This is a genomic window from Derxia gummosa DSM 723, assembly GCF_000482785.1.
GTDB lineage: Bacteria > Pseudomonadota > Gammaproteobacteria > Burkholderiales > Burkholderiaceae_E > Derxia > Derxia gummosa.
In genome coordinates this window covers 581776-596372 of the sequence record NZ_KI519499.1, presented here as the reverse complement: position 1 = coordinate 596372, position 14597 = coordinate 581776, and the positions used below count along the sequence as shown (strand labels likewise).

At 69.5% G+C, this 14597-nt stretch carries 13 protein-coding genes, 1 other RNA gene and 1 CRISPR repeat array; of the genes, 10 read left to right on the top strand and 4 right to left on the bottom strand.

Annotated elements, in window-relative coordinates:
- Positions 1 to 5: 5 nt before the first annotated feature.
- The gene (locus H566_RS0119995; RefSeq protein ID WP_028312827.1) at positions 6 to 380 is read left to right on the top strand and encodes a sirohydrochlorin chelatase; all 375 of its coding nucleotides are present in this window, start codon (positions 6 to 8) and stop codon (positions 378 to 380) included.
- Positions 381 to 488: 108 nt separating this feature from the next.
- Positions 489 to 2303, top strand: a complete 1815-nt coding sequence (locus H566_RS0119990; protein WP_028312826.1) for an asparagine synthase-related protein — start codon at positions 489 to 491, stop codon at positions 2301 to 2303.
- Here the strand turns inward: H566_RS0119990 and H566_RS0119985 are convergent.
- Entirely contained in the window at positions 2263 to 3738 is a 1476-nt protein-coding gene (locus tag H566_RS0119985; protein ID WP_156924511.1) for a lipopolysaccharide biosynthesis protein, read from the bottom strand. The genes H566_RS0119990 and H566_RS0119985 overlap by 41 nt on opposite strands.
- A 265-nt stretch (positions 3739 to 4003) precedes the next feature.
- Between H566_RS0119985 and H566_RS0119980 the strand changes: the two genes are divergently transcribed.
- From H566_RS0119980 to H566_RS26620, 5 genes are all read left to right on the top strand, one after another.
- Positions 4004 to 4954 (top strand): CysB family HTH-type transcriptional regulator, encoded by a 951-nt coding sequence (locus H566_RS0119980; RefSeq protein ID WP_028312824.1) that lies wholly within the window; start codon positions 4004 to 4006, stop codon positions 4952 to 4954.
- Positions 4955 to 5113: 159 nt separating this feature from the next.
- Positions 5114 to 5326, top strand: coding sequence for a hypothetical protein (locus H566_RS0119975; RefSeq protein WP_028312823.1), 213 nt, complete (start codon positions 5114 to 5116; stop codon positions 5324 to 5326).
- On the top strand, positions 5323 to 5787 hold the full coding sequence (locus H566_RS27780) for a cell division protein ZapA (protein WP_051379052.1): 465 nt from the start codon (positions 5323 to 5325) through the stop codon (positions 5785 to 5787). Before H566_RS0119975 ends, H566_RS27780 begins: the two co-directional genes overlap by 4 nt.
- 131 nt (positions 5788 to 5918) lie before the next feature.
- Positions 5919 to 6103: non-coding RNA, 6S RNA (gene ssrS / locus H566_RS28615), on the top strand.
- Positions 6104 to 6215: 112 nt separating this feature from the next.
- Positions 6216 to 7730, top strand: a complete 1515-nt coding sequence (locus tag H566_RS26620; protein ID WP_034412273.1) for a DEAD/DEAH box helicase — start codon at positions 6216 to 6218, stop codon at positions 7728 to 7730.
- 6 nt (positions 7731 to 7736) lie between these two features.
- Here H566_RS26620 and H566_RS0119960 read toward each other — a convergent pair whose 3' ends face one another.
- The 3 genes from H566_RS0119960 to H566_RS0119950 all read right to left on the bottom strand — a co-directional run bounded on the left by H566_RS0119960 (position 7737) and on the right by H566_RS0119950 (position 12244).
- On the bottom strand, positions 7737 to 10112 hold the full coding sequence (locus H566_RS0119960; protein ID WP_028312822.1) for a glycosyltransferase family 9 protein: 2376 nt from the start codon (positions 10110 to 10112) through the stop codon (positions 7737 to 7739).
- Positions 10113 to 10358: 246 nt separating this feature from the next.
- Entirely contained in the window at positions 10359 to 11255 is an 897-nt protein-coding gene (gene gluQRS, locus H566_RS0119955) for a tRNA glutamyl-Q(34) synthetase GluQRS (RefSeq protein ID WP_028312821.1), read from the bottom strand.
- Positions 11252 to 12244 (bottom strand): LysR family transcriptional regulator, encoded by a 993-nt coding sequence (locus H566_RS0119950; RefSeq protein ID WP_028312820.1) that lies wholly within the window; start codon positions 12242 to 12244, stop codon positions 11252 to 11254. The genes gluQRS and H566_RS0119950 overlap by 4 nt, the downstream gene beginning before the upstream one ends.
- A 264-nt stretch (positions 12245 to 12508) precedes the next feature.
- Between H566_RS0119950 and H566_RS0119945 the strand changes: the two genes are divergently transcribed.
- From H566_RS0119945 to H566_RS29230, 3 genes are all read left to right on the top strand, one after another.
- Positions 12509 to 13078, top strand: coding sequence for a flavodoxin family protein (locus H566_RS0119945; protein ID WP_028312819.1), 570 nt, complete (start codon positions 12509 to 12511; stop codon positions 13076 to 13078).
- Position 13079: 1 nt separating this feature from the next.
- Complete coding sequence (locus tag H566_RS0119940) at positions 13080 to 13661, top strand: flavin reductase family protein (protein ID WP_028312818.1); 582 nt, start codon at positions 13080 to 13082, stop codon at positions 13659 to 13661.
- A 124-nt stretch (positions 13662 to 13785) separates the two neighbouring features.
- Entirely contained in the window at positions 13786 to 14115 is a 330-nt protein-coding gene (locus tag H566_RS29230) for a hypothetical protein (RefSeq protein WP_156924510.1), read from the top strand.
- Between the two features lie 208 nt (positions 14116 to 14323).
- Positions 14324 to 14595: direct repeats of the CRISPR family, unit length 28 nt; unit sequence GTGTTCCCCACGGGCGTGGGGATGAACC.
- Positions 14596 to 14597 lie beyond the last annotated feature (2 nt).

Below are 14597 nucleotides of genomic sequence, written 5' to 3'. Positions count from 1 at the left end.
TCACCATGAACGACGACGCTCTCATCCTCTTCGCCCACGGCGCGCGCGATCCGCGCTGGGCCGATCCGCTGCGCTCGGTGGTCGAGCGGGTGCGCGCCCGCGCGCCGGGCCTGCGCGTCGAACTGGCCTTCCTCGAACTCATGCAGCCGAGCCTGCCCGAGGCTGTCGCCGAGCTTTCGGCGGAGGGCATCGCGCGCATCACGCTGGTGCCCGCTTTCCTGGGCCAGGGCGGCCACATCCGCCGCGACCTGCCGCTGCTGCTGGACGAATTGCGACGGCGTCATCCCCGCATGCGCATCGAACTGGCGCCAACCGTCGGCGAGGTTGACCAGGTGCTGGATGCGATCGCGTCGTTTTGTGTCCAATCGCACTACGGCTGACGGGTCGGCGGCCGTAAACCAGAAATCGCTGGTGTGCAAGATTCCGCCAGCCTTTCAGCCAATTTTCATCACGGCGGGTGCGCTCCGCGTCGCCTGCGGCCAACAACAATGACCCACTTTGTCGTCGTGTCCGATCCGGACCCGCAGCGCCGCCGGGCCTTCGCCGAGGCGATCCGGCCGCGTCTCGCCCCGCTCGCGTCGATGGTCACGGGCGAGCGCGAGCACGGCAGCACGCTTGTGCTCTGGGCTACCGCCCGAACCGCCCCGGTCGACGTGGCGCTCGCTCCTGATGGCCGGCTCGGCATCGTGTTCGGCCAGCTGTTCGGCGTCGATGCGCCGCTGCCCACGCCAGCGAGCGTCTGCCTGTCCGAGCCGGTCGATTGCCTCACCGGCCGCAACGGCTTCTACGCCGCGCTGCTGCTCGGCCCCAGCGGCGAGATCCACGCCGGCACCGACACGCTCGGCCTGTTCCCGCTCTACTGGCTCGCGCGCGGCGAAGTCACGATCGTCGCCAGCTCGCTCATGCCTTTCGGCCGCCATCCGCTCGGCAGCCGGGAATGCGATCCGGTCGGTGTCGCCAACTCGCTGCTCACGGTGCATGGACGCGGCGGCCGCACCACGCTCGCCGGCGTGCGCCGACTGAGGTCGGGCGGGCTGTTCACGCGTCTGCCGGGCAAGGCGGCGACCGAGACCGAGCCGGCCTGGCTTGTCCCGTCCGACCGCCATTTCGGCCGCAGCGACGCCGAATGCGTGGATCTGTTCGATGCCTGCCTGGAGCGCGTCGCGCGCCGGCTCGCCGCGACCGGCCCCGTCGTGCTGTCGCTGTCGGGCGGGCTCGATTCGCGGCTCGTCGCGGGCTATCTGCAACGCGTGGGCGCCGATCTGCGCGGCGCGCTCACTCTCGGCGACGCCGACGACTACGAGATGCAATGCGCGCGGCCCGTCGCGCGCGCGCTCGGTATCGCCCACCAGCCGGTGCCGGTCGATTTCGCCGCCTTCCCGGCGCTCGCGCGCATGCAGGTCGGGCTGGAGCATGTCGATACCAGCATCCCCGATCTGTCCTGGTGGAACGCGCTGCCCGTGGTCGCCGCGAGCGGCGCGCGGCTCGCGACCGGCCTGCTCGGCGACGCCGTCATGGCCGACGACACCTGGGAGCCGGGCGTCAGCGACCGCACCGCTTTCGAGGCGCGCTTCAACTACATGAACCGCTGGGGCATGCCGCCCGAGGCCGTGGCCCGGTTGCTCGCGCCGGCCGGCGGCCAGCGCGTGGTCGACCAGGCTCTCGCCGAGATGCGCGACGCCTGGGATCAGGTGCCCGGCGAGCCCTTCCAGCGCATCTGGCTGTGGGAGCTGCGCCACCGCGAGCGCGGCCATGTGGGCGCGGTCGCGTGGCGCATGTCGCTCGGCGCGATGCCGCTGCTGCCCTTCATCGACCGGGAGCTGCTCGATCTCGTGGCCGGCATGCCGCACGCGCCGCTGTACCGACGCGCCGCGCAGCGCGAGCTGCTGCGCACCCGCTTCGACGCGCTCGCGCGCCTGCCGCTCGATCGCAACTCGGCCCAGACCGCGCCGATGGTCGAGAGCCTGTTCGGCAAGGTCAGGCGCAAGCTCGATCCGGCCCGGCTGCTGCAACGCCTCAAGCCGGCCGCCGAGCAGCGCTACTACGCCCGCGTGTACGACTTCAACAATGCCGGCTGGCGCGCCGTGCGGGCCGAGGCCGATGCCGCGCGTGCCGCCACCTCGGCCATCTTCGACCGCGCCGCGCTCGACTGCCTGCTGCCGCGTGCCGATGCCGTCGCCAGCGTTGGCGACAAGATCATCGACACCTCGGGCCTCAAGACCCTCACGGCGCTCACCTTGCTATGCGGCATGCAGGAGCCGATCAGGCCCCTGACTCCGGCGCCTGTGCTCGTGAGCTGCTGACTCCGCCGCGCAGCTCGCGCAGGAAGCCGATCGCCTCTGGCGACAGCGTGAGCAGCGCGAGCGCATACACCACGCCGAAGCTGCCGAAGGCCGCCGCCAGCCGCAGCGACGTGCCGGCCGATTGCGCCGCCCACAGCGCGAGCGCCGCCGCCGCCAGCGCCAGTCCGCCCACCAGCATCGGCACGCGCTGGCTGCGCAGCACCGCCGCCGGCCCGATGCCGAGCAGCCCGCGCGAATTGCGCAGCACCAGCGCCACCTGCACCACCTCGGCCAGCACGCCGCTCAGCGCCACCGCCTCCAGCCCGTACCGCACACCCGCGAAGGCGCCCGCCACCACGCAGGCCGCCGTCACCGCCGTGATGTGGAAGTACGACGCCGACCGCCCCAGCGCGATCGGCGCCACCTGCAAAAAATGCACCGCGCCGAAGGGCAGGCCGGCCAGCGCATAGATCGCCAGCACCGGCGCCGCCGCGCGCCACTTCTCGCCGAACACCACCGGCACGATGTCCGGCGCCACGATCGCCAGCAGCCCGAAGCCGGGAATGGCCACCAGGCTCAGCACCGCGCCCAGCCGCAGCGCCACGCGGCGGAATTCCTCCGGCTGTTCCTTCAGCCGCGACAGGAAGGGCACCGACACCTGCCAGGTCATGCCGCCGAGCAGCTCGTAGCAGATCTGGAACAGCCGCAGTCCGGTCGAGTAGTAGCCGAGCGCCGCCGTGCCGAGAAAGGCCTGCACGATCAGCGCATCCGAGCGCGACTGGATCAGCTCGACCACGCGCGTGCCGAACATCGCCGCCACGAATCCGCGTGCCGGCGCCAGCGCCGCCAGCGACCACGACCGGAACGGATGCCAGCGCGCGCTCCAGAACACGACCACCACATCCAGCACCGCCTCGACCACAAGCTTGGCCATCAGCGACCACACGCCCCAGCCGGCCAGCGCCAGGCCCACGCCCGTCGCCCCGCCCGCGAAGGCGATGACGGTCGAGCGCATCGCCAGCGCCTTGAACGCCAGTTCGCGTCGCAGCACGCCCTCGGCCACCTGCGGCATCGATTGCAGCGGAATGAGCGCCGCCATCACCAGTAGCAGCGGCACGCGATCGGGCGCGTCAGCCAGCAGCAGCGCTGCCGCCGGCTCGCGGAAGACAACGAGCAGCGCGGCGATCAGTGTCGCCGCGCCCACCTGCACCCAGAACGCCGCCGCCTCGCGGTGCGGATCGCGCGTTTTGGCCTGGATGAGGTACTCAGCCAGGCCCGCGCTCAGCAGCGTCCAGATGATCTGCGTGTAGGTAGTGACCAGCGCGACCGTGCCGATCGCATCCGGCGCGAGCAGCCGCGCCAGCACCATGAACACCACCAGGGTCGTCACCCGCGTGCCCCACACGCGCACGGCGGACCAGAACATGCCCGAGACGAGCGTCTTTTTCGTAATCAACTTGATCGGTCGGCAGGTCGGAGAAAGCGCATTGTCGGCGGTCAATCCCGCGCTCGAAGCACCGGGAAGAAATCCCTAGGGCTTGTCCCAATGTTGAGCAAGGGGGGGCCTCAATAGACTCCGTTCCAAGTCGTTGCAGACAAGAGTTCGTGAGGAGGAGGAGAGGCAGCAATAGCTGCCTATTTCAGGGCGCTGATGAGAGTCAGCGCCCTTTCTTTTTTGGCCCTATGCTTAAAGCAACGAATACGGCCGCCTCCAATAATCCATGAATCTCCATCAATTGCGTTACGTGCGCGAAGCCGTTCGTCAGAATTTCAATCTGACGGCAGTGGCAAATGCGCTCTACACGTCCCAGCCCGGTGTTTCCAAGGCGATCATCGAATTCGAGGATGAACTCGGATTCCAGATTTTCGTGCGGCGCGGCAAGCGCATCATCGGACTCACGCCGCCGGGCGAAATGGTCATTGGCAGCGTCGAGCGCGTGCTGATGGAAATCGAGAATCTCCGCCGCATTGCCGACGATTTCGCCGCCCAGGATCACGGCACGCTGGTTATCGCCACCACCGCCACCCAGGCGCGATACACGCTTCCCAAGGTGATCGCCCAGTTCAAGGAGATCTTTCCGGGCGTGCGGCTCAAGCTGCTGCAAGGTGATCCGGGACATGTGGCGCAATACGTCATGCACGGCCGGGCAGATCTGGGTATCGCGACCGAGGTGTTGTCCGAGCAGTCGGAACTGGTCACGCTGCCTCTGTTCCAGTGGCGTCACGTCGTGCTGGTGCCGCGCGAGCATGCCCTTGCCTCTGTCGAGCATCTGCATTTTGAGCAGGTGGCGGCCCAGCCGCTCATCACCTACGAGCACACGTTCTCGGGCCGACCCAAGATCGACGCCGCCTTCGCGCGTCGTGGCGTCGAGCCGCAGATCGTGCTCGAAGCCATCGATTCCGACGTCATCAAGACCTATGTCGAGTTGGGCCTCGGCATCGGGATCATTGCCGAGATGGCCTACGACCCGGTGCGCGACAGCAATCTCGTCGCGCTTCCGGCTGGCCATCTGTTCGGCGAGAACGTGTTGCGCATGGCGATCCGCCAAGGCAGCTACCTGCGCGATTACGCGGTCAAGTTCCTGCACCTGCTGTCGCCGCAGCTCACCCGGGCGCGTATCGAATCGGCCATGCGCAAGGGCACGGCCGACGACGACAGCTACGGTCTCTGACCGTTCGTCAGCGATTGCGCAGCGTTCACTCCGCGCGATTGCGCGAAGGTTGCTGCGCTGCGAAAGCCGCTACCATTACCGGCCAAGTCGACGCCAGCAGGACCGGTCCACATGTCGGATTCCGATTTTTCCAACCCGGGCGTTTCTCCCGCTGCCTGCATGGCCTTGCTGCGCAATTCCGAGCGTCTGCTCGAACGCGCCGAGGCCCTGGAGCGCGAGAACGCCGAATTGCGCCAGCGCCTCGGAGAAAGCGAAGCCAGTCGCGCCAGCCTCGAAAAGCGGCTGGCGGCGGCGCGTGCGCGCGTCGAGGCGCTGATCGATCGTCTGCCCGCCAACCGCCACGATCCCTTGCAGCCGGAGCACGTCTCGTGAAGCTCAATGCCGAAAAGGTGACGGTCAAGATCATGGGCCGCGAATACGCCTTCGTCTGCGAACCGGACGAGAAGGCGTCGCTGTTCGAGTGCTGCGAGATCGTCGATGAAAAGATGACGATGATCCGTGCGCACGGAAAGCTGTCGGCGATGGATCGCATCGCCGTGATGGCATCGCTGTCGCTGGCACAGGAACTGATCGCGGCGCGCGAGGCCGTCGCTGCGGCCGAAGCCCGCATCGCCGCCGCCGAGGCCATTGCGTCCGAGGCGCGGGCGCGCGCGGCGATCGCCGAGACTGCCGTCGCGATGGGCGCTGCTGCAAGCGATGTCACCTTCGACGCCGCGGCCGCCAACGAACTCGATCAGGCGGTCGCCGTGGTCAACGATCGCATCGAACAGTTCATGGTGGCCGGCACGCGGCCCACGTTGTCAACGCCGCATTCGCCCGATCTGTTCGACTGAGCATCGGGGGATCGACGGTCGTTTCCGGCTTGCAGTGATCGCGTTTGCTGGCATACTGGCTTCACGCAAGACGAAGATTCATCTGCAAGACGACTTCAGCAGGAGCTGATGCGGCTTGCCAGGATTTCCGGTTTGCCCTGCCGTTCTCGCCAAGGCCAAACACTCCTTGAACCAATGTTTGTTTACCCTGGCTGCGGAAATTGCCGATTCGGTGAGATTGACTGGCTTCGGCTGGTTGAACCTAAGAGTTGGTTGACTGTGGCCCCCTGAACCTCACGGTTCGGGATGACGGTCTAGCGGTTCTGGCGGGGCTCCTCATCAGACGGCGCGCATCACACGGATGCGCGCCGTTTGTCTTTGATGCGCGCCATATTGCTGCGCGCTGCCAGCGGCGGACGACACGATCGCTCCGCTAGAATGGTCACCTCATGAATCAAGCCACCACGACTGCGCCAGAAGGCGCACAGCCCGACTTCAGTACGTTCGGGCTCGACGCCGCGATCCTTCGCGCCATCGTCGAACAGGGCTACACCACGCCCACTCCCATCCAGCAGCAGGCCATTCCGATCGCGCTCCAGGGCCGCGACCTGATGGGCGCAGCGCAGACCGGTACCGGCAAGACCGCCGGCTTCTCGCTGCCGATCCTGCAACGGCTCGTTCCCACCCAAAGCGCGAGCGTCTCGCCGGCGCGCCATCCGGTGCGTGCGCTCATCCTCGCGCCGACGCGCGAGCTGGCCGATCAGGTCGCCGACAACGTCGCCACTTACGCGAAACACACGCAACTCCGCAGCGCCGTCGTGTTCGGCGGCGTCGACATCCGGCCGCAGATCGAAGCGTTGCGCGCGGGCGTCGAGATCGTCATCGCCACGCCGGGCCGGTTGCTCGACCACGTGCAGCAAAAGTCGATCAACCTGTCGCAGGTGCAGATCCTCGTGCTCGACGAGGCCGATCGCATGCTCGACATGGGCTTCCTGCCCGACCTCCAGCGCATCGTGAACCTGCTGCCGCAGTCCCGGCAGACGCTGCTGTTCTCGGCCACCTTCTCCGATGACATCAAGAAGCTCGCGCGCAGCTTCCTGCGCGATCCGGCCACGATCGAAGTCGCGCGTCGCAACTCGACCAACGAGAACGTCACGCAGACGGTCTACGCCGTGGCCGAACCCGACAAGCATCGCGCGCTGGTGCAGGTGCTGCGCGAGCGCGAGCTGAAGCAGGTGATCGTCTTCGTCAACAAGAAGCTCGGGGCGGGCCGCCTGTCGCGGTTGCTGGAGCGCGACGGCATTCCGGCTACCGCGATCCACGGTGACCGCAGCCAGGCCGAGCGCACCAAGGCGCTCGAAGACTTCAAGGCCGGCACGATCGAGGTGCTGGTCGCCACCGACGTGGCCGCGCGCGGCCTCGACATCTCGGCGCTGCCGGCGGTCATCAACTTCGACATCCCCTACAACGCCGAGGACTACGTGCACCGCATCGGCCGCACGGGCCGCGCCGGCGCGACGGGCGATGCGATCTCCTTCTGCTCGCCGGAAGAGGAGCGCTCGATGGCCGACATCGAGAAGCTCATCAAGTCGCCGCTCAAGCGCGAGGCGCTCAGGCTGCCGGCGCGCGAGCGCTTCGGCGACGAGCGCCCGGCCGGCCGCGCCGATGGTGCCCGTCCCGCGCGCGACGACGCTCGCGCGCCGCGCGACGATGCTCGCCCGCCGCGCGCAGACCGCGACGACAGCCGTGGCGATCGCCCGGCGCGTTCACATGGCGCCACGGGTCACGGCATCCGGCACGGCCGTGGCGCGCCGGTGGACGAGTTCTTCCTCAAGCCCTACGAGCCGTCGGGCGCGAGCGTCGCCGCCGCAAAGGCCGAGTCCGAGGCCGATAAGCCGGCCGCGACATCGGCCATCAAGCGCAAGCAGAACGTCGGGCTGCTGCTCGGCGGTTACAAGCGCTGATCCCTCTCAGGCCATCGCCACCGGGCCGGGCTTGACCTCGGCCAGCTGGTTGATGACCTGATCCAGCCCCAGCGGCCCGACGCGGAAGCCCGCCGGCAGCACCACGCAGTTCTCGGCCGGGCGCTGATCTGCAAGCCTTTGCAAGGTCGGGATCGCGGCCTCGGGAGCGCTTTCGACCCAGCTCAGCATCGGCAGCTCGCCGAACAGCGGATCGGGCGACGCGAAGGGCGCCACCACCGTCAGATGCCAGTCGTCGCGGCCCTGGCTGCCGAGGCTGTCGAGCAGATCGGCGAGCAGATGCTGCTCATGCGGCTCGACCCAGGTGAGGAAGTGATAGCGCGGGCGCGGCGGCGCGGCCGGTGTCGCGGGCGGGGCGGGCTGGCCCGCGTCACGCGGCCCGATCACGATGCCACCGGCGCCGAGCACCGGCACCGCGTCGGCGCCGCCGAGCCTCAGCCTCAGCCGCCAGCCATGCGGCTGTGCCGCCGACAGCGACCTGCGTGCCGCCGTCAGCACATCCTCGGGTGCGATGCGTTCGAGACAGAAGGCCTGGCCGAACTTGCAGCGCGGATTGGTGTTGGGCGCCGGCGCCTGATGCAGGCAGCCCGCGCATTCCACCGGCGCAAGCATGCCTTCCTGATGGGCCCCGACCGGAATGCGCGTGACCGGCTCGGCGATGCCGTACAGCCCGACCGCGTCGGTGCCGACCGCCCCGGCCACATGCAGCATGAAGGAGTCGCTGCCGACGAGCACATCGGCCAGCGCCACGGCCACCGCCGTGCTACGCAGCTCCATGCGGTTGACCAGATCGAGCACGCGCGGATGCTCGGGCAGGCGGTGATCCTTGCCCGCGCCCACCACGATCACGCCCACGTCCGGCTCGGCCAGCAGCAGCTCGGCCAGACGGTTCCAGTGCGCGGCCGGCCAGGAGCGGTCGGGCGTCGAGCTCATGTGCAGCGCCACGAGGCGCGCCGCGTTGGCGACCCCCGGCTTCTGGCTGAGCGCGCTCGCCGCGAGCCGGTAGTCCCAGGCATTCGGATGCAGGCGCAGGCGCTGGTCGGTCAGCGCCACGCCGGCCGCCTCGGCATACGACAGCAGCATGTGCTGGCGCGGCTTGCGTTCGTAGGCTTCGTCGAGGTTGACGAGCAGATCGTCCGGCGCCGGCTGGAAGCCCGACGAGCACAGCGCGAGCAGATCCACGTCGGGGTTGTCGGCATAGACCTCGGTGGCATCGGTCCACATCACGATGCGCGCGCGCGGATGACGGCGTCGCAGCGCATGCACGACCGGCGTGGTCTGGAGCACGTCGCCGCGCGCGGCGCGCCGGCGCACGACGATGCGCTGCTTCGGCATCACCTCGCGCGGCTGGCGCAGCACCGCCAGCCAACCTTCCTGCCAGGACGGATCGACCGTCGCGCCCAGCGGCTTGACCGTCGCGATGTCGAACGGGCACTCGCCGAAGCTTGGCCGCTCGTAATGGAAGTACTCGACCTGCTCGAAATGCCCGGCCACCAGCGCGTCGATGCGCTCGAAGCTCCAGTTGGTCCAGTGCGCCGGGTTCAGGTGCGAACCGTGCCAGCGCTCGCCGGGCAGCGAGATCACCATCGCGCCGGTCGGCTTGAGCCGCGACTTGAGCTCGGCGAAGAACTCGTCCGGATCGGGCGTGTGCTCGATCGTCTCCAGCGACACCACCCAGTCGAAGCCGCTGTCGATGTCGTGGAAGTCACCGCGATGAAAGCTCGCGCGCGAATCGAAGTTGCCGCGCCGCGCCAGATCGACGGCGATCCCGTCGAGGTCGGCGCCCTGGTATTCGGTGATGCGGTCGTTCGTGCCGAGCATGAACGCGGTGCCGAGGCCGGGGCCGGGCGCCACCTCCAGCACGCGGCCCGACAGCAGCGGCGCGACGAACTGGTAGCGCTTGAGCACCTGCGTGGCCGACCACGGATTCATGAGCCCGGGCACGGTGCGGCCCGCGAGCACCTCGTTGATCGGGCCGTGGAAGACCTTCTCGAAATCCTCGAGCTGGATCAGCAGGCCGGGCGTCGCATCGGGCGTGGCATGCAGCGCCGCGAGCGCCGTCAGGCTCAGCGCGCCGAGCACGTCGGCGCCCCAGCCGGCCACCACGCCGGGCCAAATGAGCTTGTGACCGCGCACCGGCAGGCCGAGCAGGAACAGCAGCTTCTCGCTGACCGGATCGTGCAGCGTGATGTCGACATGCGGCCCGCGATCGTGCGGGCCGTGGAACTCGTCGTAGCGCAGCATCACCGGCTCGAAGCGCTGGGCGTCGAGCGCGTCGAGCGTGGCGCGGCTGTAGAACTGACGGCTGTCGAGCCAGTCCTCGCAGGCGAAGTGTCCGGCGTCGATGAGGATGGATTCGGGCATGGGCGGCGACCTTGGCGCGGGCGCCCTCAAGACGGGCGCGGGGCTGCCGTTGATGCGTTCAGGACGAACGCGCACGGCGGTACGACAAGGCTAGGCGCGCGGGCCGGCCGGCAATCGCGGAACAGCGGGGGCAATCCGGGGCTTATCGGGCGTCGGCAACCGGGCGCGGCGCGCGCAGGCGGCGCCCGTCGGCGCACGCACTTCGCCGACGGGCGCCTGCCGGCCCGGTCGCCAGCGTGACGAGCCTCATTCCGGCAGCGCGGCCAGCCGCCGTTCCCATGCCGCCGGCGCCAGCGTCCAGAACGCCGCCACCGTGCGCGGCTCGCCGGCCAGGTCCAGCCCGAGCGCCCGCGCCGCCGTCGTCAGCACCGCGAGCGGCGCGCGCACGTCCACCGCCGGCGCCAGGGTCTGCTTGCTGAGCTTGTTGCCGGCGGCGTCGCGCAGCAGCGGCACATGCAGCCAGCGCAGCGGCGCCGTCACGCCGAGCGCCTCGCGCAGCGCGATCTGCCGCGCGGTGGAATGCAGCAGATCGGCGCCGCGCACGATGTCGGTCACGCCGGCCGCGATGTCGTCCACCACGACCGCGAGGTGATAGGCCCAGATGCCGTCGGCGCGCTTCACCACCACGTCGCCGGTGTCGCGCGCGGGGTTCTCGTGCTGCGGGCCACGCCAGCGGTCGGTCCAGGCGATGTCGCGGTCGGGCATGCGCGCGCGCCAGGCGCGGGCCGCGCGCGCGCCGGCGCGTTCGGGCGCGATGCCGTGGGCGCAGGCGCCGGAATACACGGCCTCGCCGTCGGCGGTGCGGCGCGCGGCCTCGCGCGCGACCTCGGCGCGGGTGCAGGCGCAGGGATAGGCGAGATCGCGCGCGATCAGGCCGTCGAGCGCGGCGGCATAGGCCGCGCCGCGCCGGCTCTGGAACACGATCTCGCCGTCATGCGCGAAGCCGCAGGCTGCAAGCGCTTGCAGGATCGCGTCGGTGGCGCCGGGCGCGGCGCGCGGGCCGTCCACATCCTCGATGCGCAGCAGCCAGCGGCCACCGTGCGCGAGCACGTCGGCGCGGCTCGCGAGCGCGGCCACCATCGAGCCCGCGTGCAGCGGCCCGGTGGGCGAGGGCGCGAAGCGCCCGACATGGCCGCCGCTCATGCCGCGCCTCCCACCAGCGCGCGCCGCACGGCCGGCTCGGCCAGCATGCGGGCCCACAGCGAGGCCGCCTTGCAGCGCAGCGGCGTGGCCCAGCCCGCGAGCAGCAGCGTGGGCGCGCGCGGCATCTCGTGTTCCAGCACCACCAGCCGGCCGGCGTCTACATGGGGCCGTGCGAGCGAGGCCGGCAGCCAGCCGCAGCCAAGGCCGGCCAGCTGGGCTGCGAGCTTGGCCGTCATGCTCGGCACCGTCAGCACGTCCTGGCCGGCCAGGATGCCGATACTGCGCGGCGCCAGGACGCGCGCGCTGTCGGCCACGGCCACGATGCGATGCCGCGCAGCCTCGGTGGCGGTGAGCCGGCCGGGCCAGCCCGCGAGCGCATGACCGGGCGCGACGCAGAACAGCCACCCCACTTCGCCCAGCGCCAGCGTCTCGAAGTTGCCGAAGGCGCGCGGCAGCGGCGCGGTCGCGCGCACCTGCAGATCCAGTTCGCCGCCGCCCTCGCTCGCGGCCGGCAGGCCGATGGCGATGTCGGCGCGGCCGGTGAGCAGCGCGTCGCGCGTGCCGCCGAGCGATTCGTCGAGGATGCGCAGCCGCGTCGGCGCGCAGCTGGCGCCGTCGCCGATGGCCGCGCGCTGCTCGGCGCCGAAGCGCTCGACCAGCGGCAGCAGCGCCTCCAGCGGCACCAGACTGTCGAGCGCGAGCGTCATCTCCACCGGCCAGCCGCGCGCGAGCTGGCGCACGCGCTGTTCGAGATCGCGCGCGGCGCGCATGAGCTGGCGGCCTTCGTCGAGCAGCGCGCGGCCCTCGCGCGTGAGCCGGGCGCGATGTCCCGAGCGGTCGAACAGCAGCACGTCGAGGTCGTCCTCCAGCTTGCGTACCGCGTAGGTGAGCGCCGAGGGCACGCGGCCCAGCTCGTCGGCCGCCGCCGCGAAGCTGCCACGCCGGTCGATCGCGTCGATGGTCTCCAGCGCGTCGAGAGTGAGAGCCATGATCAAAAATCCTGAACAAGTCGTGCAGCGGATGGTACTGGAGCCACGCGCCGAGGCGGTCGATACTAGCGCCCGTCGCCGGCTGCCTTCGGCAGGTTGCGCGAACCGAATGGTTCAATCAATTTGAATGAACTTTCCGGTCCGGGCCGGCGAAAGGGCTTTCCCGCCGGTTGGGCGGCGTCATCCGCCATCCGGTCGCCCGCTGGCGTTGCAAGCGATTGCAGCGTCGCACTCTTCCATCCCCAAGCAGATTCAGGAGCCAGCATGGCCAGCATCGCAGTCGTCTATTTCTCGGGTTACGGCCACACGAAGAAGGTGGCCGAGGCGGTCGCCGCCGGCGCGGCCCAGGTCGAGGGCGCCAAGGTCGACGTCGTTGCCGTCGATGCCGAGGGCAATGTGAGCGACGAGCAGTTCGCCACGCTCGACGCGGCCGACGCGATCATCTTCGGCGCGCCCACCTACATGGGCGGCGTGCCCTGGCAGTTCAAGAAGTTTGCCGACGCGAGCAGCAAGCGCTGGTACGTGCGCAGCTGGGCCGACAAGATCGCCGGCGGCTTCACCAACTCGGCCTCGCTCAACGGCGACAAGGCCACGACCATGAACTGGCTCGTCACCTTCGCGATGCAGCACGGCATGGTCTGGGTCGGCGCCAACATCCTGCCGGCCAACAGCTCCAAGGCACAGCGCGACGACCTCAACCGCATGGGTTCGTTCACCGGCCTGTTCACCCAGGCCGACAGCGACCAGCCGGCCGATGTGGTGCCGCCCAAGGGCGACCTCGCCACCGCCGAGGCCTACGGCAAGCGCGTCGCGGGCTTCGCCGGCAAGCGCTGACATGCCACCGGCCTTCCTGCCGGTCGCGCTCGAACATGCGACGCGGCTGCTCAACCACGGGCCGACCGTGCTCGTGACCAGCGCGCATGACGGCCGGCGCAACGTGATGGCGGCCGCGTGGTCGATGCCGGTCGAGTTCACGCCGCCGCGCATCGCGGTGGTGATCGACAAGCACACCTTCACGCGCCGCCTCGTGACGGCGGCGGGCGGCTTCGGCATCTGCGTGCCGGGCGCGGCGCTGGCCGATCTCGTGTACGCGGTCGGCAGCGAGTCGGGCGCCGAGGGCGACAAGTTCGCGCGCCACGGCATCGTCGCGGCCGAAGGGCCGGTGCTCGGCCTGCCGATGATCGAGCACGGCTGCGCGGCCTGGCTCGAATGCCGGCTGATCCGCGAGCCGCATGTCGAGCAGGCCTATGACACCTGCTTCGGCGAGGTGGTGGCTGCCGCGGCCGACCCGCGCGTGTTCACGGGCGGGAAATGGCAGTTCAGGCAGGACAACGGCGGACTGCTGGCGCTGCATCACCTCGGGGCAGGGCGGTTCGTGACGACAGGGCCGGAAGTGGTGGCCAAGGGCGCCGCCTGAACCATTGCGCTGGCCGTGTGACCGCCCGGTCATGACTGCGTGTCCCCCGCGTGCCCGCCGGTCGGGCGCGTCGGCATGTCCGGCCGCCCGACCCGCATCGGCGCTCAAGCGGAACTACGCGGTCGTGCCCGAGAGAACAGCTCATGCGGCTTACTGCGCGGGAAAGAAAGCGCTGCTGGGCTGGCTGCGCGTGATCGGCACCGACCACGGCGGCAGCGCGCACGGCGCGTTCACCATCGACTTCTTCATCGACATCACCGACATGGCCAGCGTCTGGGAGCCGGTCGGCCGCAACCTCTACCGACTGCACGAGCGCGCGACCGAGGCCGTCAGGTGGACCGCGACCCGCGTCGATCTCGTGTTCGGCTCGAACCGGTGCTGCGCCCCTATGCTCAGGATGACGGCCACGAGAGGCTCGTGTGCGGCGACTTCGCGGCGGCGTGGACGAAGGTGATGTAGGCGGATCGGTTCGATCTGAGGTGAGAGTGGGGCGGGCGGCTTGGCTGCCCGTCGGCGGGATCGCGTGGTGACATGCCCAGCGGTTGCGAGGTCATGCACACGATGCTTCCCGCGAGTCATATCACGATGAATTTTCATAAGAATTTGTCGGTGGAAAAAGATGATGGGAATTGTTCTTTAAGAATCAAGTGGTTATGGTTGGTGTGTTCCCCACGGGCGTGGGGATGAACCGGCGAATGATGTTCTTCAGCTTCATTTCCAATTGTGTTCCCCACGGGCGTGGGGATGAACCGTCGTTGGGCTAGGCGTCGTCGTGATTCGTGCGGTGTTCCCCACGGGCGTGGGGATGAACCGACGCCTGAGCACTGGTCCCGTTATTCGAATTAGTGTTCCCCACGGGCGTGGGGATGAACCGATGCAGTTCAGTGGTGAAGACGGCACGCGGTTGTGTTCCCCACGGGCGTGGGGATGAACCAG

Excerpts from the sequence above, each read along its gene's own strand:
- H566_RS0119995 (WP_028312827.1), top strand. The coding sequence starts at position 6 with ATGAACGACGACGCTCTCATCCTCTTCGCCCACGGCGCGCGCGATCCG.
- H566_RS0119990 (WP_028312826.1), top strand. The coding sequence starts at position 489 with ATGACCCACTTTGTCGTCGTGTCCGATCCGGACCCGCAGCGCCGCCGG.
- H566_RS0119980 (WP_028312824.1), top strand. The coding sequence starts at position 4,004 with ATGAATCTCCATCAATTGCGTTACGTGCGCGAAGCCGTTCGTCAGAAT.
- H566_RS0119975 (WP_028312823.1), top strand. The coding sequence starts at position 5,114 with ATGGCCTTGCTGCGCAATTCCGAGCGTCTGCTCGAACGCGCCGAGGCC.
- H566_RS26620 (WP_034412273.1), top strand. The coding sequence starts at position 6,216 with ATGAATCAAGCCACCACGACTGCGCCAGAAGGCGCACAGCCCGACTTC.
- H566_RS0119960 (WP_028312822.1), bottom strand. The coding sequence starts at position 10,112 with ATGCCCGAATCCATCCTCATCGACGCCGGACACTTCGCCTGCGAGGAC.
- gluQRS (WP_028312821.1), bottom strand. The coding sequence starts at position 11,255 with ATGAGCGGCGGCCATGTCGGGCGCTTCGCGCCCTCGCCCACCGGGCCG.
- H566_RS0119950 (WP_028312820.1), bottom strand. The coding sequence starts at position 12,244 with ATGGCTCTCACTCTCGACGCGCTGGAGACCATCGACGCGATCGACCGG.
- H566_RS0119945 (WP_028312819.1), top strand. The coding sequence starts at position 12,509 with ATGGCCAGCATCGCAGTCGTCTATTTCTCGGGTTACGGCCACACGAAG.
- H566_RS0119940 (WP_028312818.1), top strand. The coding sequence starts at position 13,080 with ATGCCACCGGCCTTCCTGCCGGTCGCGCTCGAACATGCGACGCGGCTG.